Source organism: Anaerosalibacter massiliensis, from assembly GCF_024623155.1.
GTDB lineage: Bacteria > Bacillota > Clostridia > Tissierellales > Sporanaerobacteraceae > Anaerosalibacter > Anaerosalibacter massiliensis.
This window is the reverse complement of sequence record NZ_JANJZL010000007.1, coordinates 1-24924: the sequence shown is the minus strand read 5'-3', so window position 1 is coordinate 24924 and position 24924 is coordinate 1. Positions and strand designations below refer to the sequence as shown.

Annotated in this window: 22 protein-coding genes and 1 pseudogene; 6 read left to right on the top strand and 17 right to left on the bottom strand. The window is 28.8% G+C overall.

The genetic code is table 11. The features are described 5' to 3' along the window. Positions 1-33: 33 nt before the first annotated feature. Positions 34-1650: a carbon starvation CstA family protein gene (locus tag NSA23_RS10610; protein WP_257490531.1), complete on the top strand. Its 1617-nt coding sequence runs from the start codon at positions 34-36 to the stop codon at positions 1648-1650. Positions 1651-1750: 100 nt separating this feature from the next. On the opposite strand, the gene NSA23_RS10605 is transcribed toward NSA23_RS10610, so the two are convergent. Together NSA23_RS10605 and NSA23_RS10600 are read right to left on the bottom strand one after the other, a co-directional pair. After that, positions 1751-2704, bottom strand: coding sequence for a 4Fe-4S binding protein (locus tag NSA23_RS10605; protein WP_042678629.1), 954 nt, complete (start codon positions 2702-2704; stop codon positions 1751-1753). 39 nt (positions 2705-2743) lie between these two features. Beyond that, positions 2744-4375 (bottom strand): FAD-dependent oxidoreductase, encoded by a 1632-nt coding sequence (locus NSA23_RS10600; RefSeq protein WP_257490530.1) that lies wholly within the window; start codon positions 4373-4375, stop codon positions 2744-2746. 181 nt (positions 4376-4556) lie between these two features. On the opposite strand from NSA23_RS10600, the gene NSA23_RS10595 reads away from it, so the two are divergent. Next, positions 4557-5483, top strand: a complete 927-nt coding sequence (locus tag NSA23_RS10595) for a LysR family transcriptional regulator (RefSeq protein ID WP_257490529.1) — start codon at positions 4557-4559, stop codon at positions 5481-5483. Between the two features lie 103 nt (positions 5484-5586). On the opposite strand, the gene NSA23_RS10590 is transcribed toward NSA23_RS10595, so the two are convergent. After that, positions 5587-6840: a cation:proton antiporter gene (locus tag NSA23_RS10590; RefSeq protein ID WP_257490528.1), complete on the bottom strand. Its 1254-nt coding sequence runs from the start codon at positions 6838-6840 to the stop codon at positions 5587-5589. Positions 6841-7007: 167 nt separating this feature from the next. Here NSA23_RS10590 and NSA23_RS10585 point away from each other — a divergent pair, with 167 nt between their 5' ends. Continuing rightward, positions 7008-7907: a LysR family transcriptional regulator gene (locus NSA23_RS10585; RefSeq protein WP_042678633.1), complete on the top strand. Its 900-nt coding sequence runs from the start codon at positions 7008-7010 to the stop codon at positions 7905-7907. Between the two features lie 196 nt (positions 7908-8103). After that, positions 8104-8250: pseudogene (locus NSA23_RS10580) on the top strand (transposase); the annotation flags it as partial. Positions 8251-8448: 198 nt separating this feature from the next. On the opposite strand, the gene NSA23_RS10575 reads toward NSA23_RS10580, so the two are convergent. The 4 genes from NSA23_RS10575 to NSA23_RS10560 form a co-directional block, all read right to left on the bottom strand. After that, positions 8449-10476 carry a DUF262 domain-containing protein gene (locus NSA23_RS10575; RefSeq protein WP_257490527.1) on the bottom strand — a complete coding sequence of 676 codons (2028 nt, stop codon included), beginning with the start codon at positions 10474-10476 and terminating at the stop codon, positions 8449-8451. Positions 10477-10672: 196 nt separating this feature from the next. Further along, positions 10673-10858 carry a glycine zipper domain-containing protein gene (locus NSA23_RS10570; RefSeq protein WP_257490526.1) on the bottom strand — a complete coding sequence of 62 codons (186 nt, stop codon included), beginning with the start codon at positions 10856-10858 and terminating at the stop codon, positions 10673-10675. 115 nt (positions 10859-10973) lie between these two features. Next, positions 10974-12347, bottom strand: coding sequence for an MATE family efflux transporter (locus NSA23_RS10565; RefSeq protein WP_257490525.1), 1374 nt, complete (start codon positions 12345-12347; stop codon positions 10974-10976). Positions 12348-12362: 15 nt separating this feature from the next. Further along, the gene (locus NSA23_RS10560; protein ID WP_257490524.1) at positions 12363-12812 is read right to left on the bottom strand and encodes a MarR family winged helix-turn-helix transcriptional regulator; all 450 of its coding nucleotides are present in this window, start codon (positions 12810-12812) and stop codon (positions 12363-12365) included. 653 nt (positions 12813-13465) lie between these two features. On the opposite strand from NSA23_RS10560, the gene NSA23_RS10555 reads away from it, so the two are divergent. Continuing rightward, positions 13466-13864, top strand: coding sequence for a hypothetical protein (locus tag NSA23_RS10555; protein ID WP_257490523.1), 399 nt, complete (start codon positions 13466-13468; stop codon positions 13862-13864). A 217-nt stretch (positions 13865-14081) separates the two neighbouring features. On the opposite strand, the gene NSA23_RS10550 is transcribed toward NSA23_RS10555, so the two are convergent. Next, positions 14082-14537 (bottom strand): GNAT family N-acetyltransferase, encoded by a 456-nt coding sequence (locus NSA23_RS10550; protein ID WP_257490522.1) that lies wholly within the window; start codon positions 14535-14537, stop codon positions 14082-14084. Positions 14538-14846: 309 nt separating this feature from the next. On the opposite strand from NSA23_RS10550, the gene NSA23_RS10545 reads away from it, so the two are divergent. Beyond that, positions 14847-16040, top strand: a complete 1194-nt coding sequence (locus NSA23_RS10545) for a saccharopine dehydrogenase family protein (RefSeq protein ID WP_257490521.1) — start codon at positions 14847-14849, stop codon at positions 16038-16040. 1149 nt (positions 16041-17189) lie between these two features. On the opposite strand, the gene NSA23_RS10540 is transcribed toward NSA23_RS10545, so the two are convergent. From NSA23_RS10540 to NSA23_RS10505, 9 genes are all read right to left on the bottom strand, one after another. Further along, positions 17190-17606: a hypothetical protein gene (locus NSA23_RS10540; RefSeq protein WP_257490520.1), complete on the bottom strand. Its 417-nt coding sequence runs from the start codon at positions 17604-17606 to the stop codon at positions 17190-17192. A 156-nt stretch (positions 17607-17762) separates the two neighbouring features. Beyond that, positions 17763-17897, bottom strand: coding sequence for a hypothetical protein (locus NSA23_RS10535; RefSeq protein WP_257490519.1), 135 nt, complete (start codon positions 17895-17897; stop codon positions 17763-17765). 76 nt (positions 17898-17973) lie between these two features. Beyond that, positions 17974-18261 (bottom strand): phage integrase SAM-like domain-containing protein, encoded by a 288-nt coding sequence (locus NSA23_RS16775; protein ID WP_420841089.1) that lies wholly within the window; start codon positions 18259-18261, stop codon positions 17974-17976. Positions 18262-18462: 201 nt separating this feature from the next. Further along, positions 18463-19746: a glutamine-hydrolyzing GMP synthase gene (gene guaA / locus NSA23_RS10530; protein ID WP_257490518.1), complete on the bottom strand. Its 1284-nt coding sequence runs from the start codon at positions 19744-19746 to the stop codon at positions 18463-18465. Positions 19747-19764: 18 nt separating this feature from the next. After that, positions 19765-21216 carry an IMP dehydrogenase gene (guaB, locus tag NSA23_RS10525; protein WP_257490517.1) on the bottom strand — a complete coding sequence of 484 codons (1452 nt, stop codon included), beginning with the start codon at positions 21214-21216 and terminating at the stop codon, positions 19765-19767. A 753-nt stretch (positions 21217-21969) separates the two neighbouring features. Beyond that, positions 21970-22896, bottom strand: coding sequence for a hypothetical protein (locus tag NSA23_RS10520; protein WP_257490516.1), 927 nt, complete (start codon positions 22894-22896; stop codon positions 21970-21972). Next, the gene (locus NSA23_RS10515) at positions 22893-23687 is read right to left on the bottom strand and encodes a hypothetical protein (protein ID WP_257490515.1); all 795 of its coding nucleotides are present in this window, start codon (positions 23685-23687) and stop codon (positions 22893-22895) included. Before NSA23_RS10515 ends, NSA23_RS10520 begins: the two co-directional genes overlap by 4 nt. After that, entirely contained in the window at positions 23684-24172 is a 489-nt protein-coding gene (locus NSA23_RS10510) for a hypothetical protein (RefSeq protein ID WP_042678646.1), read from the bottom strand. Before NSA23_RS10510 ends, NSA23_RS10515 begins: the two co-directional genes overlap by 4 nt. Then, positions 24159-24722 (bottom strand): RNA polymerase sigma factor, encoded by a 564-nt coding sequence (locus NSA23_RS10505; RefSeq protein ID WP_042678647.1) that lies wholly within the window; start codon positions 24720-24722, stop codon positions 24159-24161. Before NSA23_RS10505 ends, NSA23_RS10510 begins: the two co-directional genes overlap by 14 nt. Positions 24723-24924: the final 202 nt, after the last annotated feature.

Genomic DNA, 24924 nt, shown 5'->3' with positions numbered 1-24924 from the left:
TAAATAATCTAAAACTAGAAGGGGGAATGCATTATGAATTCAATTTGGCTTGTAATTCTTGGTGTAATCTTAATGATTATAGCCTACAAAACTTATGGTAGTTATCTTACAAAAGAATGGGGCGTTGATAATAAAAAAGCTACTCCAGCCCATTCTAAAAAAGATGGAATAGACTATATGCCTGCTAAAGCACCTGTATTATTAGGGCATCATTTTTCATCTATTGCTGGAGCAGGACCTATAGTAGGCCCTATTCAAGCAGCTATTTTTGGATGGGTTCCAGTTATGTTATGGATTCTTATTGGAGGGATTTTCTTTGGTGGCGTCCATGATTATGGTTCTATATTTGCATCTATAAGACATGGTGGAAAATCCATAGGACAAATTATTGGAGATAATATGGGCAAAAAAGGCAAAAAATTGTTTTCAATTTTCGCATGGCTTACATTATTACTTATAATTGCTGCATTTACTAATATAACTGCAAACACTTTTGTAAGTGTGCCATCTGCAGCCACTGCATCTTTATTATTTATACTTTTAGCTATTTGTTTTGGTTTTTTCGTATATAGAAAAAATGTTTCCTTAGGTCTTAGTACTGTAATTGGAGTTATATTGTTATTCGTATCTGTATGGTTAGGAATGAAATTTCCTCTTGCACTTTCTAAAACAGCTTGGAACTTTATACTTTTAGGATATATTTTTGTAGCTAGTATTGCTCCCGTATGGATATTATTACAACCTAGAGATTATTTAAGCTCATTTTTATTATATGCTTTAGTAATTGGAGCAATCTTAGGAATATTTGTTACTCGTCCAAAATTACAACTTGAACCATTTGTAGGTTTCAATGTAGATAATACGCCTCTATTTCCAATATTGTTTGTAACAGTTGCCTGTGGTGCTATATCTGGTTTCCACTCTTTAGTAGGTTCTGGTACAACTTCTAAACAATTGGATAAGGAAAAGGATGCAAAACTTATTGGATATGGAGGAATGCTTATAGAATGTATTATTGCTATAGTTGCTATTATAACAGCAGGATATATAAGTAAGGGTGAACTTTCACAATTACTTGGAGATGGTGGTCCTGTAAATGTATTTTCAAATGGTGTAGGTAACTTTATGGCTAGTATTGGAATACCTGATCATGTAGGGACTAGTTTTGCTGCATTAGCTGTATCGGCATTTGCTATGACAAGCTTAGATACTTCTACAAGACTTGGAAGATTTGTCTTCCAAGAATATTTTGAGGATTTCTCAAAGGATGGGAAAAAATCAACTTTAGCAAATCCATTTGTAGCAACAGGTATAACAGTTTTACTTTCAGGAATTTTAGCATTTAAAGGTTGGGATGCTGTATGGCCACTATTTGGTTCTGCAAATCAACTATTAGCCGCACTATCACTTATGGCTTTAGCAGTTTGGTTAGGCAATTTAGGAAAAAACAATAAAATGTTCACTATTCCTATGGGATTTATGTTTGCTGTAACTTTAGCAGCATTGATAATACTTATTAAAGATAATATTGCAAGTGGCCAAATTGTACTTGTAGTATTTGGTGTATTACTATTTATACTTTCTATAGTTCTATTGATTGAAGCAATAAATAAACTTTCTAAAAATAAAAAAACAAGTTCAAAAGCATAAAAAAGTGGAGATTACCTCCACTTTTTTATGCTTACTCGATTTTCTATAATTTATTTAAATTAATCTCCTTATACTATCTTTACTTATAAATCTTCCTTTCTTAACAGGTTGCTCCACCTTTAACGTGTAATTGAGCTTCTAATATTTCTTCTTTTCTTTCTAATATTTCATCATTATATAATTGTTCTTCAAATTTTTCAAAACCCATTCTCTCTAAAGTATCTGCTAAACGTTCACCTGTTTGACCTTGCTCTCTATATATTAACATAGTTTTCTCAATTACATCCATTACTTCTTCCTTAGTTCTTAACATTTTGCTTATTGGTTTACCTTGATTTTTTCTCTTACCCCACATACCACCTAAAGTAACCTGATATCCAGTTTCTCCATCTGGTATAGCATCAAAATGACATTTTTCTACACATAGGCCACAGTTATTACACAATTCTTTATCTATTTCTAATTTTCCGCTTACAACCTTTGCTGCTCCCATAGGACAAACATCTTCAACACCACATCTAGCACAACCCATGCACATTTCTGGATCATAATTAGGTTCTAATTGTCCATATATACCTAAATCATTTAGATCTGGTTTTATACAGCTATTTGGACATCCTCCCATACCAATCTTAAATTTATGAGGCGTTAAAACGTCATGCCAATTTAAGTAAAATTCATTATGTATATCTTCTGTTAAATCAAATGTATCTACTAAACCATATTGACATGTAGTCCCTTTACATGAAACAACAGGTCTTATCTTTGAACCTGTCCCTCCTGTTAAAAGACCTTCTTTAGCTATATACTCTCTAAAGTCTTCAATTTTATCAAATGGAACCCCTGGACACTCTATAGTTAATCTTGATGTAAATGTTATAGTACCATCACCATATTTCTCTGCTGCTTCAGATATACATTTTAATTGCTTTGAACTGATTTTTCCATTAACTGTTATTATTCTAGCTGAAAAGTTATCTGTTCCTTTATTAGCTAAAAAACCTAATGCTTTTACTCTCTTTTGTTCTTCTGGACTAATTGTTAAACTTGCCACTATGATTCCCCCTTTAATTTAATAAATTTAAATAAAAACCTACTTTATTTTATTTACTATGCTTCCACCTTCAAGTACTACAGTATTTTCATATCCATAATGTTTTAATCTATTTTGCACTAAATATGACCTTTTTCCTTTATTACAGGAAATTAGTATCTTGTCTTCTTTATCAAAGCCCTTTACCTCTCTATCTAATTTATTTAAATCTACATGAGGTACATTTGGTAATTCAGGAATTATTGCTGCATCCATAATCTTGTAATCATCAAAATTACCTTCTGCATACTCTTGTGGTGTAATACTTACTAAATCACCAGATATTTTATTTAACAATATATTCACAGTATGTGCAAATGGATGTATAGCCGTTGAAAATGGTGGTGCATAAGCTAAATCTAAATCTTTTATTTCTTCTAAATCACCATCTAAGGATATAGCTGTAACTGCTATATCTATAATTTTATCTACTGCTGAACCATCTAAGCCTAGGGCTTGGACCCCTAGAATTTTCTTTGTATCTTTATCAGCTGTCATCTTTATTATAAATAATGATGAACCAGGGAAATAATGTGCCTTATCATCCACTACTGTTACTACACTAATAGCTTCATAACCCGCTTTTTTAGCTTCATCTTCTGTTAATCCAGTTCTGCCAATATTTAATCCTGGTAATTGAGCTACTGCCGTTCCTAAAGCTCCATTATACTTATTTTGCTCTCCATTTATATTCATAGCTGCAATTCTACCAGAAATATTAGCTGTTGAACCCATAGGTGACCAAGCTGGTTTATTCGTAATTCTATTAGATACTGTTGCACAGTCTCCAACTGCATATATATTTGGAATATTAGTCTCTAAATATTCATTAACTTTTACTGTTCCATTTGGCATTAACTCTACGCCAGAACCATCTAAGAACTGAGTATTTGCCCTTATACCAATAGATAAAACAACTATATCTGTATTCATCTTATGTTTATCAGTTTTCACTTGTTTAACTCGACCATTTTCACCAATAATAGAATCTAATTTAGTACCTGTAAATACCATTATTCGATGTTCAGCTAAATGATTTAATATATAATCTGTCATTTCTTTATCAAAGCCTGGCGGAATAGTTTCTGCCATATCGATTACAGTGGTAATCATCCCTTGTGCTGCTAGGTTCTCTGCAACTTCTAACCCTATAAATCCTCCACCTACTACTGTAGCTCTCCTAGGCTTTAATTCCTCTATTTCATCTCTTAATCTTATAGCGTCTTCTGGAGTCCTCATGAAAAATACTCCGTCTAGATCCATACCTTCTAATGGTGGTTTAATTGGACTTGCTCCCGTTGCTATTACTAATTTATCATATATATATTCTTTGTTTTCATTGCTATTTAAATCTAAAGCTTCCACAGTTTTATCATCTGGATTAATCTTAGTAACCTTGGTCTCTGTAATCACTTCTACTCCAGTCAATTCTGAAAAGCTTTTTGGAGTATTTACTATTAACTCTTCCCTGTCCTTAATTACTTTTCCTACATAGTAAGGTAATCCACAACCTGCATAAGAAATATCTTTACTATCTGTAAGTATTTTCACTTCATGATTCCTATTCTCTCTTTTAAGTTTTGCAGCAACTTTTGTTCCTGCTGCTACTCCTCCTAGTATGAGAACTTTCATTTGACCACCTCGCCTTTTTTTGAGAAAACTAATTAATATTATAAAAAACTCTGTTAATTATTCTACTAACTCAAGTATAGCACTTGTTAATTTCTTAGTAAAATGGTATTATCTTATCATATCAATAGGTAAAACCTATCATAAAAGTTCATTGTTTCCCATATTGAAAGGGGGCGATTTTTTGACCATTCGACACTTGAGGATATTTGTTGCAGTCGCTACTACAGGTAAAATGTGTGATGCAGCTGATCAACTATTCTTATCTCAACCAACTGTTAGCCAAGCAATAAGAGAATTGGAAGATCATTATGAAGTTCTATTATTTGAACGATTAGGAAAAAAGCTATACATAACAGAAGCAGGTGAAAAACTATTACTTTATTCTAAAAATATTCTTACTGAATTTGACAATGTTGAAAAAAGAATGTTAGAAATGTCTTCAAAAAAGAACCTAAATATAGGAGCTACTATTACAATAGGTAATTGTATACTACCAGATGCTATAAATGATATTAAAAAAATATACCCAGATATACAAACCTCATCTTGCATTAGTAACACTAGAACAATTGAAAAGAAACTACTAACCTCTGAATTGGATATAGCTATGATTGAAGGAAATGTTAATGATCCTAATTTAATAAGCATACCTTTTTTAACAGATTCTTTAGTACTTGCATGTAATTCAAAACATGAATTAGCCCAGAAAGATGAACTTACAATTGGAGATCTTAAGAATACAAATTTTATCTTTAGAGAAAAAGGAAGTGGAACTAGAGAATTATTTGAAGATTATATACAGAAAAGTAAAATCCCTATTAATGTAGTCTTACAAAGTAATTGTCCTGGTTCTATAAAAAATGCTATCTTAATAAATAATTTTGCATCTGTTATATCCATTCGATTAATTGAACAAGAAATATTAAATGGGGATATTACCATATTCCGCTGTTCAAAACATTTGTTAGATAGAACCTTTAAAATTGTATACCATAAAGATAAATTCATAGATTCAGCAATGAATGATTTTATAAATATACTAAAAAATTATGAAGATAATTCTAGATTCGACCATTTGCCATCAAAAAAGCTATTAGGTTTTAAATAATAAAAATATCCCTATAAGCCTTGATTGTTCAAAGCTTATGGGGCTTATTAATTCTACTTTATGGATTCTCTATGATTTATTTAGTTTTTTGAAATCACTTTCTTCATATTCTCTTATATACTTGGAGATATCTTTCTTTTTCTTTTGAAGTTTTAATCTTATCTTCCTCAATCGCCCCAGATAATGCTAGTGCTACCTTAGCAGATGCTGGCCCAATCAATTCATATAGAACTGAAGATGCTAAGATAATTGTCATCATTTGATTCCCTATATCTACAGGAAGTATTCGCTGTCCTAGGAATGCAAGGCCAATAGAAACACCAGCCTGTGGAATAAGTGCAAGTCCCAAATAATTACTAATTGTCTCATCCATATTTGTCACATAACAACCTAAAAATGCTCCTATATATTTTCCAATGATTCTAATTAAAAAATAGGATACACCAACAATCCCTAATGTTGAAAGAGCACCTATATCTAACCTTACCCCCGAAATTATAAAAAACAGTGATAATATTGGAGGAGTAAAGTTATTTATTTGTTTATATAACCTCTTATCTTGTGTTGTATTAATATACGTTGCTCCAAATACCATACATGATAAAAGTGGGGATATATCAAAAGCTGAACATAGCCCCGAAATACCAAAAAGCAGTGCAATGGTTAATATTAATCGATTGTCATCGCTCCTATTTGGTATAAGAAGCCTATCTAAAATCATACCAGATAAAAAACCAATACCCAATGCCGCTATATTTAACATAATAGGTAATATAACCGTATCAAATAAAATTACACCAGTTTCATTTGCATTAATAATAGCAATAATTACACTAAATACAATTAGACAGACAACATCATCTAAAGCTATAACTTGTAATAACGTATTTACAAATTTCCCATGTGCCTTATATTGGTTAATAGTCATCATTGTACTAGCTGGAGCTGTAGCAGTACTAATTGCACCTAATAATAGGGAGAAATTCCAATCTAATTTAAATACAAAGTGCATAGATATAGTAACTACAAAACCTGTAAATAAGGATTCAAACAAAGTAATGACAATGACTTTTGTACCAGTTGATTGAAAAATTTCCTTCCTCAAAAATTTTCCTACATCAAAAGCAATAAAAGCTAAAGCTATATCTCCTACAAATCCCATGTTTTCTGCTGCTATTGCAGGAATAATATTAAGAACATAAGGACCTATTAAAATACCTGCAACAATATACCCTGTTACATTAGGGAGTTTTAGCATCTTTGTAATACGGGTTACTAAGAAACCAGAAAACAACATTATAGATAAACAAATAAGGATTATTGTTACATCATTAAGATTATTAAATTGAATATTCATATATTATCACCCCTTTTATGAAAACCGACTTTTTTATAAAATAACAAAATTAAGAATATACTTTATAATCATTTAAGACTTTGATATTATGTTATGTCTAATTAAATCTAAAGTAAAATTATAGTTATTTTGATGGTGATAAAAAAATGGAATGGAAGTGATTTTTTATGTTAGATCCTAAATTAAAGACCCTACTTATGGTGGCTAAGACATTTAACTTTACCCATGCTGCTGAACAACTCGCATTAACTCAGCCTGCAGTTAGCCACCACATTAATAAATTAGAAGAAGAATTAGGTGTTAAAATATTTAACCGTAATAAAGGTAAACTAAAACTAACATCCGATGGAGAGATCGTTGTTATGTATGCAAAGCGAATGAAATCCTTGTATAACAAACTACAACAAAATCTAATAGATGAAAAACGTCATATAACAAGCCTAACTGTTGGAATTACACATACTGCCGAAAGTAATTTTGTAGCAGAGGTTTTGGCTAAATGTTGCAATTTAAACAAGGGATTAAGTATAAAGATAATTACTGAGTCCATAAATAATCTTTATAATATGCTAATAAATTATGAGATAGATTTGGCTATTGTAGAGGGAAAAATAAACGATACAGATATAAATTCCTTGCTACTTGATACAGATTATCTAGTCCTTGTAGTTGCAAATAATAATCCCCTTTCAAAGAAAAATATGGTGACAATTAACGATATAAAAAAAGAAAAGATGATACTCCGTCTTCCAAATTCCGGTACAAGAAACTTATTTATTGCACATCTTGAAAGTCTAAATATATCCATTAAAGAATTCAACGTAATATTAGAAGTTGATAATATTGCTACAATAAAAGATTTGGTACGTCAAGGCTTCGGTATATCCATACTTGCACGAAGTGTCTGTCTTGATGAACTAAAAAATGGTGAGATTACAGTTTTGCCTATTGAGAACTTAAGTATGGTCAGAGAAACCAGTATCTTATACCATAAAGACTTTAATAATAAAGAAATTCTACAAGCTATTACTAAAATTTATAATGAAACAGCCAAGGTATATAAATAATTAATATTAATAGGTAGTGTAAATAAAAGCTCTTTTCTGGAAGAATCAAAACAAGAATAAAAAACCAGAAAAGAGCTTTTTTATGAGTACATTATCAAAAAATTCCTAAGAGAAATGATTAATAATGAAAATTCGAAAAAGCCGGAAATCTTTATTTATATTTAAAAGAAGTTTTTAAGGATACTTTGCAGGAGATGAAAGAAATATATCTGGAATAGAACAAAAAGTAATTTCTTTTTATTCTAGAAGAATGTCAACAAAAGACATACACGATCAAATTAAAGATATTTATGGAATTGAAATATCTGCTGAAATAGTTATCAAAATAACCGATAGGAGTATTGATTCTTACTTATTAAGCCCACTTATCCATTATAAGAATTATTGCCAAAGCTATAAGATTTTATGTACATCACCCTAAAACTTTGGCAAACTAAAATAAAAATACAAGTTTAACATTTATATATGATTCAATATTTCTTGTCAGAATAGAGCTACGGCTCTTATACTAAAAGCACAAACTATTTTACAAACTCTTAATTTAACTAACTTCAAAGTAAACTAGTTCTGATATACCAAATTCTTCTGTAAATATTATTATATAATTTAATATGTCCTTTGAACTGTAATTTGTTTGAATATATATCCCTTGCTTTATCTCTTCAGGTGATCTTAATTTATCTTTGTTATATGATAAAATATTTTTAAAATTATTCTTTTTCAATAGCGATCTAAAGAGTTCAGAATCTAAATCATATAAATATTTACATGTTTGTACAAACATAGCTTTCCATGTATTTACACTAACTTTTTCCCCATCAAAAATTATAGATTTAGGAGTGTACCCTGTTACTATTACATTATCTTTTATAGAATACTCTTCATTAGCTATTAGTCGCTCTTTCCCTATATTTTGATAATCATCTTTTGGTAGTTTCCAAACTTCTTTAGCTATGTTAAATAATTTTTCACCTCTATCTAAAATATCTTTTTCCGTCCATGTCTCATATTTAGCTATATTCCTTGTAGTCATGATATTAGATTTTTCATAATAATATTTCTTCTGTTGAAAACTTTTATTTGACATTTCTGAATTATAATTTGTTAGTGTTAAATTTCCAATAGTATCTTTATATATTCTATGTATATCAAAAGCTTGATTGCCTAATTCTATATTCCATTCAGCTGCCAATTTTTGTGGCAGTATATGTTCTATTGATAAATCATCTATATTTACAATTTCTTTGTGTCTATATTCTTCTATTTTATATAAAACTAATTTAGACATTCCATGTGACTTACTATACATATTTCCTGTCAAAAAATTGTTTTTAAATTCATCATCTCTTGGAAATATTCCACTTCCTGTTCTACTCATTAAAAAATCCACAATAGCATCAATATAATCCAAGCCTTTTGATCTTAATTTTTTAGTTTCTCTTGGCATTACAGCAAATATTTTATTTAAAACATTTGTAGGTATATTACATATATTTCTTCTATATATATAAGATACTATAATTTTTAATGCATCTTCAAATTCACTCTCTGATATTAATCTATCTCTATAAAAATCATCGAAAATTTCCAACAAATATGGATATGTTACTGTTGATCTTATGCTATTTATACTTTCTAAATGTATATTCACTTCTGGAAAATCAGTATTACTATTTCTTATGTTATAGTAATATCGTGCATATATTAATAGTTCTTTAAGAATATCTTCTGAGTTATAGTTATACTCAAAATAATAATTTTTAAAAGCATCGTATACCTTACTCTTATTAGGAGCATGTCCTTCTTTCATAGTTAAAAAATCTCTAACATAGTCAGATATTATATTATTAGGTAAAATTTCTTCAATCTTTATCCAATATTTTTTGTAGAGTTTTGTTTGTTCTTCATAATTTAATCCCATTAAAATAAAATTTCTTATAAGATCTGCCTGAGTAAGGGACAATCCTGTAGAATTTAAACTTTCAAATATAACCTGTGGATTTTCCTCTCTATCTAAAGATATATACACTATATTTATATTCATCATAGCTTTATATATATTTTCTACAGAATGATCTGATTTATTTAATAGTTCTTTTAATATATTATAATTTTCATAAATTTTAGATTCTGTTCTATTGTCATCCATAAGTTCAATATAAGCATACATATCTTTCTCTACTGGATTAAGTTTTAATCTAGATTTTTCTGAAGCATGTTTATTTATAAGATATTTTTCATATATAGATTCATAATTCAATTCTATTGTTTCATCTTCTTTTATGTAATCTACTATAGCTTTTAATAATAGTATAGAGGTAGTTATTCTTTGTTGTCCATCTATAAGTATTCTTTCTGTCATGAGATTTTCTATTTCTTTTTGAACATATACTATAGTTCCCATGAAATGTGTCTTCTCAAATTTACTTTCTGCGATCTTTTCTATATCATAAAAAAATTGTTTTACCTGTTCTTTATTCCACTCATAATTTCTTTGATATACAGGAATTTTAAAAACCGTATCATTGTCTCCTAATAATCTTAAAAGTTTTATAGGATTTGCTTGCACTGTAATTCCCTCCAATATTATTATGTTTTATTTATAATAAATGGATAGTTTTATCCCACTTCAATTCTATTTATCTTATAATACTATATTATCATATATTTAAAGTTATATCATTTTATTAATAAAAGTCCCAACCCCCTACTTTCAAAGGTTCTAGGACTTTTCATTATTGCTCTTACTCGATCATTTATATTTATTATTTCTTCTTACTTGAACCAATACCTATAGCTATACCAATGGCTAATCCAATACTTATTCCCATACCAATATTATCCATTAGAAGACCAAAAGCTGACCCTAAAGCTAATCCTATACCTATTCCCATAGCTAGATTTGCATCTTCCTTTTCTTCCTCTTTATTTATATCTTCTTCATCTTTCATAATAAGATCCTCCAATTATGTCTTATTTCTTTTGATTATTATAGCATAAATATGTTTTAAATAACAAAAATCCTTAACTCCTTATTTAATAAAGGATATAAACTAGTTTATACTTCTAATTATAAGATGGCGTATTTGGCATATTTCTCAAGGTTGACTTAAAATCTCTATAAAACAATATTCCCGTTACTGTTGCTGCTATTATATCTGATATTGGTTCTGCTAAAAATACTGCAAAAACCTTATTTGATAAAATATTAGGCAGTATGAGTACAAGAGGTATAAGTAAAAATACCTTTCTAAGTAATGCTAGGAATAGCGAAGTTCTAGCATTTCCTAAAGCAATAAATGTTTGTTGACAAGCTATTTGTATTCCTAATGCAAAGGCTCCTGCCATATATATTCTAAGCCCTTGTGTAGCCATATCTATTATAGCTTTATCATTTGTAAATATTTTTGAAAATAATTGTGGTGTTATCATAATAAATAGCCAAAACACTATACTATAAGTTACTGTTGAAATACATAAATATTTAAAGGTATCTTTCATTCTTTCTTTATTCTTAGCACCATAATTATAGCTCATTATTGGCTGTGCTCCCTGAGTCAATCCTGATAGTGGTAAAAATGTAAATTGCATAGCTGCTGACAATATTGTCATTGCACCTACTGCCACATCTCCACCAAATTTTTGTAAGTTAGAGTTAAATGCTATAATAATAAAACTTTCTGTTATCTGCATTACGAAAGGGGATAACCCTAATAGCAATACTGGGCCCATTATATGTCTATTTATTTTAAAATTTTCTCTTTTTAATTTTAGATTGGTTTTATCTCCTCTTAAAAAGCCGATTACCCAAATAGCTGATACTGCCTGAGATATAACTGTTGCCAATGCCGCCCCTTTTACATTCATTTTAAATCCATATATAAAAATAGGATCTAGTACTATATTTATAATAGCCCCAATTGACACTGTGATCATACTGATTTTTGCAAAACCTTGAGAACTTATAAAGGGATTCATTCCAATTGCTAATTGAACAAAAATTGTTCCTAAAGTATATATTTTCATGTATTCTAGTGCATAGGGTAATGTCTTTTCGCTTGCTCCAAACATAATTAATAATTTCTCATTAAATATTAAAAATAAGACCGTTAATATAATTGATATTCCAATTAAAGCAACAAAACAATTTCCCATAATTTCTTCTGCACCTTCATTGTTTTTCCCCCCCATTTTAATAGAAGCTCTTGGTGCTCCTCCCATACCTACCAATACAGAAAATGCTGATATTATAATTAAAAGTGGTGCCGTAACTCCTACACCAGTTAAAGCATCTCCCCCTATTTCTGGAATATGCCCTATATACATTCTGTCTATCATATTATAGAGTAAACTTATTAACTGACCTATAATAGCTGGTATTGCTAATGAAAATAATAAGCTTTTCACATTCTCTGTCCCTAATGGATTTTTCTTCACCATTTCTAAAATCTCTCCTTATTCTATTTCTATATCCTTTATATTGTTTAACATTTTATTATTTACTTTTAAAAATAAATCAAAATCCTTAATATCCATATCTTTAATCAATTGTGTTTTAAATCTTTCATTTATCTCTTTTACTTTTTTAACTATGCTATCTTCTTCATTTGTGATTTTTAAGTATACTGACCTGCCATCTTTTAAATTTTCCTTTGTCTCAATTAACTTTTTATCTTTAAGTAAATTGACAGCACGGGATACCAATCCCTTGGATATTCCTCTATTCATACTAATTTCACTTGCTGTAATATCTTTATCCATATTATTAATTAAAAATGTTAACACATCTATTTCTGCTGGTGTCAATTCAAATTCTTGTAGTGATTTTTCCATATATTTTTTATATTTTTTTATTATTTGAAAGTAAATATAAAAAATATTGGCTTCTTCTTTGTGAAATGACATTTTATTAAACTCCTTTCAATATAGTTTATTTTTAAACTATATTTAGTATATAATAGATTTAGTTCAAAAGTCAACTAAAATAAAATGTTTTTAGTGTTTTTAGCAAATAAAAAGTCTTGAACTCTTTATTTCTAAGGTTTCAAGACTTTTGTTAATCACTCCCACTCGACTTTTATACATTTATTCTAATTTATAATGTGTATTTTTCATAGGTGGTATAAATCTGAAGATATAAAACAAACTTTAGAAAAAGTTGAAAGTATTCTATATTCAGATGATGAAGTTATTTTATGAGTTCAGACAAATATAAATTTAAGTATAAATTATTATTTCTTTTAATTTCAATTACTTTAATCAATTACTTTAATTAGATCAACGACTACTGTACATAGTCAAAATATAATAAAAGAACATAATCATAAACAAAGTTTCAAGTTTATTCTGAAGATTTAATAGAAAATAATTCTGAAAATATAACTAATTATCAAAATAATAATGCTAATAACAATAAACTTTACTATCTTTTTATAGAAGCTTTTTTAAGTCTTCTCGGAAGTATTGTTTTTGCTTTACTAAATAAATTATCTAACAAGATTGGTGATTTTAAAAGCTATACAAAGGTTGTCTATAGTAAAATAGATAACTCCACTGCAATGCAAGTAAAAAACAATTCGCTCCACATACCTATTTGGGTTGAATTTATAAATACAAAAAACGAAACAATTATTATAAGGGACTTTAATATTGCAATATATAATAACAATGAATTTATTAATAAAATGACACAAATAAATTTTATTAATAAAGATTCAGAAAAGATAGTTCTTGCAAATAATGGCAATTATACTTTTATTATACCACCAAGATCCGCTGTAAAATATGATTTATATTTCACTTTAAAATATAATGCTAGTTCTAGGGATTTCAATAATTTAAAAATTATATATCATAACAATAAAGATAAAATACATACTATTAATTTCAAAAATTTTGCTGCTGGATGGAATTCTAATATTATAATTAAAGATAAGGATTGGAATAGATTAATGTAAAAAAACCTTGGAAAAATAAAATAGAACCTATGTCAAGGGCAAGCATAACGAGTTTATTTACCCTTGACTCGGCCAAATAAATAATTTTATAATTACAAATAAATTCATAGGAATTAATATAAATTATTTGGTAAATATGTCCAAAAAGTGTTGACATATCATATAAAATAAACTTTTTATTCGATATTAAATTTACACGCTTTTATTTCAATAAAATCTATTGTTTTTTGTACTCTAGTATATATCCTGTTACTTCAAAACTTTCATTTCCTACCATTTTCCCAGTTTTTTTCTCTACAACTGTAAAACCCATTTTTTTATAAAGGTTAATAGCTTCTATATTATTTTCTAGAACTTCAATAAATATATGATTTCCTGCTTTTTCAATTGATTCGCTTAATAATTTCGTAGCAATTCCTTTTCTATGATATTTTGGATCAACATATAACCAAGCTATTTCTTCTTCATAAAATGCTACAAACCCTACTACTAGACCTGTTTTATCCTCCGCTACTAATAATTCATAATCAAACAAACCTTCATTTTCATAAGTTTCTTCTAAAGATAGATAAGCATCTGGAATACCTGCATTATTAAGCTCTATTTTTCTCGCTTCATCGTGAATTTCATTTAATCTTTTCCAATCCTTTTTTTCATAGTTTCGTATTATCATAGTATTGCTCCTTCCCCGTACAATATGTTTAAAACCAATTTTTAAGCTATTATATCATATAGGAATAAAACTAAAAAGTTTTTTATGTACAGTAAAAGAAGGAAGCATAAATTAATTGAAAAATAATGTCAGATGGTATTCCAAATACACGCAAATTTAAGAGTTGGGATGGAAAATTGATGTTAATTAAAATTTTTATAAATAAATGAAAATTACTTTCAATTTATTAGACTTTTACAAATGTTGGTGATATAATACTAACAATTAGATGATGGTAAAACACATCAAAACAATATAAGGGGGATTATTATGAAACTAGTTGTATTAGGTGGAGCAGGTTCTCAAGCGCTTTATGGAATTAAAGATTTAATCAATCATAGCAGTGTTTTCGATGAGGTAATAATTTCATCTCGTAACCTTGAAAAAAATAAGAAAATTGTAGAAAATCTTAATTCACCAATAGTTAAAGCTGCACAAGTTGATGTTTCTGACGAAGAAGCATTATATGAACTTATAAAGGATTGTGACGTAGTTGCTAACTGTACAGGTCCTTACCATATTCTTGCATATAAGATTATGGAAACTACAATAAAAGCCGGCAAACACTATATTGACTTCTGCGATGATATAGAAGCATTCAATAAAATATTTGAATCAGACTTACCAAAGAAAGCTAAAGAAAAAGGCCTTAGCATGATAATGGGTCTTGGCGCAAGCCCAGGATTTTTATCAGTACTAGCATGTAGTGCAGAACAACGCTATTTCGATTCACTAGATGAAGCTATATTCTACTTTGCATGTGATGAGAAAGAACCCGGTGGTCCTGCAGTGCTTGGACATATGTTAGAATGTGTACACAATGCTCCATATATTAAAGATGGAGAAATATTAAACGAACCTTCATTCCGTGAAGAATGGGATTTCGACTTTGGAGAACCTTATGGTGTTCGTAAAGTTACTAGAATAGGCCATCCTGAAGTATTTACATTTCCTAGATACTCACCAGGAATTCAAAACGTATCTGTAAGATTCAGCCTTGAGCCATTCTCGGCATACGAAGGCTTTAGGGATCTTAGCTTAGCAGGTCTTACATCTAATTACCCACTTGATATCAATGGCAATCCTGTATCACCTCGTGACTTTGCACTAGCTGTATTATTAGCACAAAAGGCGAACCAACCAGTAATGACAGAAGAAGAACTTAAGGAATTCTTAAAGGGAGTTACTGCATGTGCAGCCACAGAACTGCACGGCAAAAAAGATGGTAAAGACATGTATTATGTAGGAAGAGTAGCAGGAAACATGGCTCCACTTACAGCAATCCCACTAATCTTAGGTGCTGAAATGTTAGGTAAAGGAGAAATAACTAAAAAAGGTATTATGGTAGCTGAAGAAGCTATAGAAGATGCAGATAAATTCGTAAAAGAAACAGTAAAGAGAATCCGTGAAGATGGATTTGGATTTACAGTTAGCGAAGAACTTACTGTTAGAGAAGAGTATTAAAAAAACTTAAAAATTTATACTTTATTCATTTTTATTTACTCTCATAAAGAAACAACCTAAGGAGACTTAGATTGTTTCTTTTTTGGGAAGGTTTTATCCTTTTAGTAAAAACATATCTAAAAAGGTATTAATATATCATTTATAAAGCAAACTAGAGGAGATGATAACATCATCTCCTTAAATTATGCAACTCATCTATTATTAATCGTTTACGGCTTAAAGACTTTTCTATTCTTAGTTCTCAATTGGTACTACTCCCACTCGACTTTTATACTTTTGGCTTGACTTATAAGCTGTATTTTTCAATGGTTGTAGTATTATGGTTATTTAAATTATTGTGGTTTATTATAGTTTTTAAAATTTATAGAACCATTTTAGTACTATGGATACTAATTAGAATAAAGTTACGTATCAACATAAGATATAATTATTGATAAAAGGAGGATTTTTATGAATACTTTATTTATCACTGCTTATGTCCTTCTTTAACATATAATTAGATTAAGTTTCATCTAAAAACATGTCAAAAGCATTTTTGAGTTTTTTGAGTTTTTAGATTTTTGACACTACATTTTTGATACTATCTAAGGTTAATTTGACAATAGCAAGCATAGTGCTTGCTCTCCATAAGTTTAATCTTAGTTCTTTAATTAGAAAATTTATTATTGTATATACTAGACATAAAATTGACTAACTCAAACATGCCTAATAACGCAACTCCTGAGCTTATTGAATTTAATTTATTAATAGTTTCATAAAATGCAAAGTATATAGCACCTATTCCCGAAGCTAAAATACCTAATATAGACAAGGTATTATAATTTTATATTTCTTTGGTAAATCACTAGCAAATGCTATATATTTGATTCTATATATAGTTAGTGTAGGTAATATTATAAAATTTAAAATTCTAATTATATTACACATATCTATTTTGGAACTATTTCTAAAAATTAAAAAGGCAAGTATAGGTATATAGCCCTACAATCCAATATTTTTGTTATAAAAGTATTTATCAGTGAATATAGTTAAATACTTCATGTCTCTTTGTCGCTATATCTTATGTAAATAAAACTAAGAATCAATGTAACGAAAATTATTAATCTTAATTTATGGTTGAATCTTTATTAAGAATTGTAATAGTAATAGTTATTCTTTTATTTTAACATTCCATTTTCTTCTTGTAAAAATATATATTTTAGTTATAACGATTGAATAAATTAAAGAAAATATTATGAGAACTATTATCCTTTGAAAACTCATAGTTTTACCTCTATCTATATAATTTAAATATATAGATGGGGTAAACCATAGGAAAAATGAAGAAATAAATGTATAAATCTTAATCTTATTAAATTCTTCTTTATCCATATTTTTTAGTACTTTATAAATTATCATTGTAATTAAAGGGACTAAAAATAATACACCTATTGTTTTAACTGAATCCATGTAGTCCATCTTGAATGCAAATATATACATTACACTTAATAAAATTGATATGAATAAATCTATAATAATATCTTTGCGGAAAATTTTGTTTAAATTTTCCGTATTATTAGTTTTCATATTAATTCCTCCAATTATTGCAAGGTATTATCAAAAACATTAGCTCAATTTTTGATAATACCTTTTTATTTAAAACAATTTTATTAAAACAACTTGCTTCCTCTTAAACTTCAAGTTTTTAATAATACCTATGGCAAATTATCAAATATCATAGATTCAACGGTTTGAGATGTCTGTTAATTCTGCTGCATATGTAGTTGTTACTGATGTTGCTAAACTTGATAATATTATTACCTCTGTTAAAATTTTTGTTATTTTTCTCATTATCCTTAATCTCCCTATATATTTCATACTTTTCCTCCAATGTCTCTATTATACCGTTACATTAGGCTTAAGTCCACTGATACTAATTTTTATAGGAATAGATTTAACTATCTCTATATTTCTTTATTTTATAGTTAATTTCTTCCCCATATTTTATTACAGGTGAAATCTTAAATATATAAGAATTCACTGTTTGAGGTTTAAGATTATCTTTTAGGTGTAGAATATATTCACTAATTAAATCCTGAGTTATATCTTCACACTTTAGATTATTACCTGCAAAATCTTTAAATTTCTTATGTGCAAACTCATATCCTTTGATTGTAATAGGTGATATGTTTCTTAACTTACAGTCATTTTCATATAGAAAATATAAGTCATCATAATTAATATTTGATACCTTACTGATTAATAGATTTTTTCATCTTTTGATTATAGGCTCCTTTTTCACTTTTTCCATCTTAAATAACACCTTCAAAAATAAAAATAGATGGCTGTCTTTTGCCATATTTAGTGTCAAAAATCAAAGCCATCTATCTTAATTTAACCTACAATTTAAATTCTACAAGCCTTTAAAAATACAGCTTTATACCTATTCCCACTCAATAGTAGATGGTGGTTTGCTAGTTATATCGTAGACTACTCTGTTTACATGGTCTACTTCATTTACTATTCTATTAGATATTTTTTCAAGGACTTCTAGTGGTATTTTTGCCCATTGTGCAGTCATACCATCTATACTATATACTGCTCTTAAACCTATAGTATAGTTATAAGTTCTCTTTCCTTCATATACTCCTACACTCTTTATATTTGGGAGAATAGCAAAGTATTGCCATATTTCCTTATGAAGACCTGCTTTTTTAATTTCATCTCTAAAAACATAATCTGCTTCTCTTACAATTTCAAGTTTTTCTTCTGTTATTTCGCCTAGAACTCTGACACCTAGTCCAGGTCCAGGGAAAGGCTGTCTATTTACAGCTTCTTCCGGAATACCTAATATAGTGCCTACTTCCCTCACTTCATCTTTAAATAATTGCCTTAAAGGCTCTACTAATTCAAAGTTTACATCCTCTGGAAGTCCTCCAACATTGTGATGACTTTTAACAACTGCATTTTCATCGCCACCACTTTCTATTACATCTGGATATATTGTACCTTGAACTAAATAATCTATATCATTTAGTTTGCTTTGTTCTTCTTCAAATACTCTTATAAATTCTTCTCCAATTATTTTTCTTTTCTTCTCCGGATCTGTTACTCCTTTAAGTTTATTTAAAAATCTATCTTTTGCATCTACAGTTATTAAATTCATATTATATTTCTCTCTAAAAAAACTTTCTACTTCTTCAAACTCATTTTTTCTGAGAAGACCATGATCTACAAAAACACATGTTAGATTATCTCCTATAGCCTCATGAACTAATACAGCTGCTACAGAAGAGTCAACTCCTCCTGACAAGGCACATATAGCTTTTCCATTTCCTATTTGTTCTTTTATTCCTTTTATAGATTTATCAACAAAATCTTTCATATCCCAATAAGGTTTTACCTTACATTCTTCAAATAGAAAATCCTTTATTATTTTTTTAGTATCATCATTATAAGATTCATTTTCATAGGTTTTTATATTATATTTTTCACTTAAAAGATTATTTTCAGAGTCTAATCCTATTATACCTATGCCTAGATTAAAAATTTCTTTATTAACCTCTTCTTTTGCATTTCCTGTAAAAATTATTCCTTGAGGATTTTTTTCCTTTATTTTTTCCATTGAAATATCATAAGGATATATTTCACAATATACTTTAGATTCTCTAACAATTCTACCTGCAATTCTGCTACATTTTCCACCAAAGTCTAATATCAGTATCAAATTTAAGCCTCCTTTTAACTAGCCTCTACTATAGTTTGGAGCTTCTTTAGTTATTAGAATATCATGAGGATGATTTTCTATAAGTCCTGCTCCAGTTATTTTTACAAATTTAGATTTTTTCTGTAGATCTTTAATATTAGCTGCACCTACATATCCCATACCTGCTCTTAATCCTCCCATTAGTTGATAAGCTACATCTCCTAATGGTCCTCTATAGGGTACTCTTCCTTCTACACCTTCTGGAACTAGCTTTTTAGCTCCTTCTTGGAAGTATCTATCTTTACTTCCTGCATTCATAGCTGCCATAGAACCCATTCCTCTGTAAACTTTAAATCTTCTTCCTTCATAAAGCTCTTCTTCTCCTGGACTTTCATCAGTTCCAGCAAATAGTGAACCAACCATTACAACATTTGCTCCACAAGCAATAGCTTTAGTAATATCTCCTGAATATTTTATTCCACCATCAGCAATAATAGGTATTTCATACTCTTTAGCAACTTCTGCACAATTCATAACAGCAGTTATCTGAGGTACTCCTATTCCTGTAACTACCCTTGTAGTACAGATAGAACCAGGTCCAATACCTACTTTTATTGCATCAGCTCCTGCTTTGATTAAATCTAATGTCGCTTCTCCTGTGGCTACATTTCCAGCTATTACTTGAACATCTGGAAACTCTGTTTTTATCTTCTTAACTGCTTCTATTACACCACTAGAATGGCCATGAGCTGTATCTACAACAATTACATCTACTTTTGCTTTAATTAGTGCACTTACTCTATCCATCATATCTTGTGTAACTCCAACTGCTGCTGCTGCTAGAAGTCTCCCTGTTTCATCTTTTGCAGAGTTTGGATGTTCAATGGATTTTTCAATATCTTTAATAGTTATAAGTCCAGAAAGTATAAAATCTTCATCAACTAATGGTAGCTTCTCAATTTTATATTGTTTCATAACTTCTAATGCTTCATCCATGGAAATATCTGTAGTAGCTGTAACTAAATTTTCCTTAGTCATTACATCGTCTATTTTCTTAGTAGTATCTCTTTCAAATCTAATATCCCTGTTAGTTATTATTCCTACTAACTTTCCTATATCATCTGTAATAGGAACTCCTGATATATGATATCTTTCCATAAGTTCTAACGCATCTGACACGCTATGAGTAGGTGAAAGATAGAAAGGATCAGTAATTATACCGTGTTCAGATCTTTTAACTCTATCTACTTCTAAGGCTTGCTTTTCAATAGACATGTTTTTATGTATAACTCCAAGCCCACCTTCTCTTGCCATAGCAATAGCCATTCTTGCCTCTGTCACCGTATCCATTCCTGCACTCATTAGAGGAATATTCAATTTTATTTTCTTAGTTAATTGAGTACCTATATTTACCTCTTTTGGTAAAACATCAGATTTCCCAGGAAGTAATAAAACATCATCAAAAGTCAAACCTTCTCCAACAATTTCCATTTAAACTCCTCCTCTTTTTTTATTATTTACAGTATACCACAACAGTTTTAAATTTCCCCATATGAAACTAATATATTAATGTTTTTCTTTATAAATTAACAAAGATTAGGGCATATGTCAAGAAGTTTATTATTGAAATAAATACAAAAAAGAAGATGATTTATCATCTTCTTAAAGAAACAAATTGCTCCTTTGAACTCTTCCTACACTTAATTTTTAACAAAAACTCGAAGTAAGGGGCTTAAATAAGTATTATATAATAGATTTCAGCCTTATTATCTCATTCCAATTATGAGCAGTTGCTGCCTCTACTATACTAATAACTTTCTCTATTTCTTCAACTTTACCTAATAATTTATTTATATCATGCTTTCCATTTTCCTGTTCAGCCTTAACTACATCTAATTTATGTTCTAATGCTCTTAATATCTGTCCTTGTTTATTTAATGTTAACTTTATTCCACTACATCATCTTTTACTCTCGTCATGTCTGCTTTCAAATCTGATACATTATCTTTCAGCCCAGCCATATCTTTTTTCACTGGTTCTAGTTCTTATCTTACAATTTCCCTCATTACCATAAGTAGTTCTTTATTATCCATTTTAAATCTCTCCAGAATTTCTTTATATTAATTATATATCATTAACTCGCCACTAGCAAGAAAAGATAATTTAAAAGAAGGTATATTCATATATGAATATACCTTCTTTTTATATAGGCTTTCTGGAAGGAGGCCTATTAATTTAGGGCTTCTATTCTAATACATTTACTTCTACTTCTCCACCACTTAAAATATATATATTATTTTTTCCATCTCCATAATTCAGTTCTCCTTTAACCTTTTCCGTATCTTCTATTTCATTTTTTGTTTCTGTAGTTTTCCATTGAGCATTTCCAATTAAACTATGACTATCATGTACTAAAGCTTCTATCCTTGCATTTATACTTTTTTTCAATCTGATTTTAACGCTACCAATATCATCTATAATCCAATCATTACTCACATTATCTAATGCTAAATCTAAGCTCTCTCCTTGACCTTTAATCTCAACTTTTTTATCCTCTGGTATTGAAAGATTAAAATCATAAGGTGAGAAATTATTATATCTATTATTATGAATAGATGTATCTGGAAATGAAATATATAAAGTATTTCCTGATTCCTTTGCATTAATATATTTATCATTCAAAAGCTTTTTAGCTTTTTCTTTATTTTCAGTTATTATATCTGCTGAACCTGAAAAAACTATTTTATTATTTTTTTCAGAACTCATATTTAAATTACAATGTTTAGGTGTATTTATAATTATTTTTTCAATGTTTTTATTAATCTCAATTTCTTCATAAGGTATTTCAAATGTAAAAGTTTCGGCAGAAATCATTGAACTTACTTTAGATATTATACCTGTTTCCATTAAACCATATATTCCTAAATTTATGATTACTATTAATAATACAATGAATATACTAAAAACATCATACTTTATATTTATGTCTTCTTCCTTATATTTATAACTATACCAAAGAATTTCACCACCTATTAAGAATAATATTATAGGCCAAAACTTAATTGATAAGTTTATAGCTGATACTTTGTTTATCTGAGCTATAAATATGAGAACTCCAAAGGCAACTAGAACAATTCCCATAGAAATTGTTCCTACTCTTCTCTTTTTCATTCCTCCTCCTCCTCACTATCACTATTTTCTGCATCTTCATTATTAGATTCTTTTTGTATTTTCTTGTTTTTAGCTAATAGTTTAATTCCTCCAACAATAAATATTATAGATACAATAGAAGTTTGAATATAGTTGCGTATTTTATAGTCTATGAAAGGATATATAATACGTTCAATAATAACTATAATCCCTATAACAATAAGTCCCCAGCCTATCCACTCTGATTTTATATTTGGCAAAGTAAATGAATTGTCTTCGCTTTCCAGACCATTGTCGTCAACTAAATGGAAGGCATCAAAAAAACTATAAAACCAAATTATAGGTAGTACAAATAAGAATAAACTTACTCCTAACCACCCCATAAAAAATACAGTGAAGAAAAAACTTCCCATGATCAATAATCCTTTTTTCTGATATCCTAGATACATATGACCTGCACCAGGTATTATAGATAGTGCTAAAGCAATTGCTTTTTTATTTGACTCTTTTATTTGATCTGGATTTTTATATTCCATTTCTTCTACCCCATTATTATATTCCATAGAAATATGTTTTTTCCTTAAAGAAAAAGCATCTATCAATCCAATAAGCCATAATATCGGCAATATAAAAACTAAAATACTAAAAAAATCACCATTACTTGTTAAAAACACTAATCCTGCCGTTCCTAAAATTACTCCAAAGAAGGTCATAAGAAATACTACTGCTCTATCGCTAAACCCTAGATAAAAATGGGATAATCCTGGAACAAAGGACAACACGAAAGTTATAAACTTACTTTTTTCTTTCATTTTAATTCCTCCTTACCATTTAAAAATTGGAATTCATTTATAAAATTTGATGTCTTATTTACTATTTTCTCAGACATATTAAAAACTATATTTGGTACATTTAATTTTTCTTTATTAACAGCTGAATTAGCAACTTGAGGCAATGTATCAACTAAATTGCTAAAAAAACCTCCCCAAGTTAAAATAATAGCTACTGCAGCTACCGCTACATAATATCCAAATATATTTTTAAATGTCATATTAGATTTTTGCTTATTAGTCATTATCTTATATTTAGTTCTTTGTACATTATCCACTACAGAGCTAGTAAAGTTTAATGGAATAATTTCTTCTGCTCCATTTATTTCTTTATTATCTATGAGAGAAAGAAAAGTGTCCATACAGTCATCACATTCATAAAGATGTTCCTCCATTTTTTCGAGTTTTTGTTCTGGAAGAATCTTTTCCTTATAAAAAATCCATTCTAATTCATCATAATGTTTCACTTTCATCCCTCCATTTCTCTCTTAGCATATTACGCCCTCTGTAAAGTCTGGAAGCTATAGTCTTTACAGTAGTACCTTCTTCTCTAGCAATTTCTTCATAAGACTTATCTTCAAAATAAAATTTTATAATTGCATTTTCATATATAGTAGGCATGGATTTACACAATCTATTTATTTTTGCCTGATTCTCTTTCTGAATCAATATATCTTCTGGAGTTTCATAATTATTAAATTTTTCTCTATACATTACATCTTCCGTATTTTCTACTATCTCTTCTTTATATTTACTTCTCTTTTTTCTTTTCCAATCAATAGATTTATTTGCAGCAATTTTGCCAATCCATCCTTTTAAATTATCCATTTTAAAATTTGGAAGAGAAATATAGACTTGTAAAAAAACTTCTTGAGCTATGTTTTCTGCTTCATTATGATCTTTAATAAAATTTAAAATAATAGCAAATACATAACCTTTATAAATATCTACTATTTTAGCAAATGCATCATCATTACCTAGTAAAGTTTGTTCTACCAAATTTTTCTCCCAATCCATACCTCCCCTCCTCTCCTCTATTAATTATAACGAAAGAAAAAATAAAAATCCTGCAAAAAATAAAAATAATTTAAAATGGGGCTGTTTCATAACTGATTTATCAGTTATGAAACGCCTCTTTTTTTATGTTCAAGTTGACAACTGAAGTACCTAAGTTTCCATAAATTTAAATATATTTTTCTTAGTCTAATTTTAGGTATAG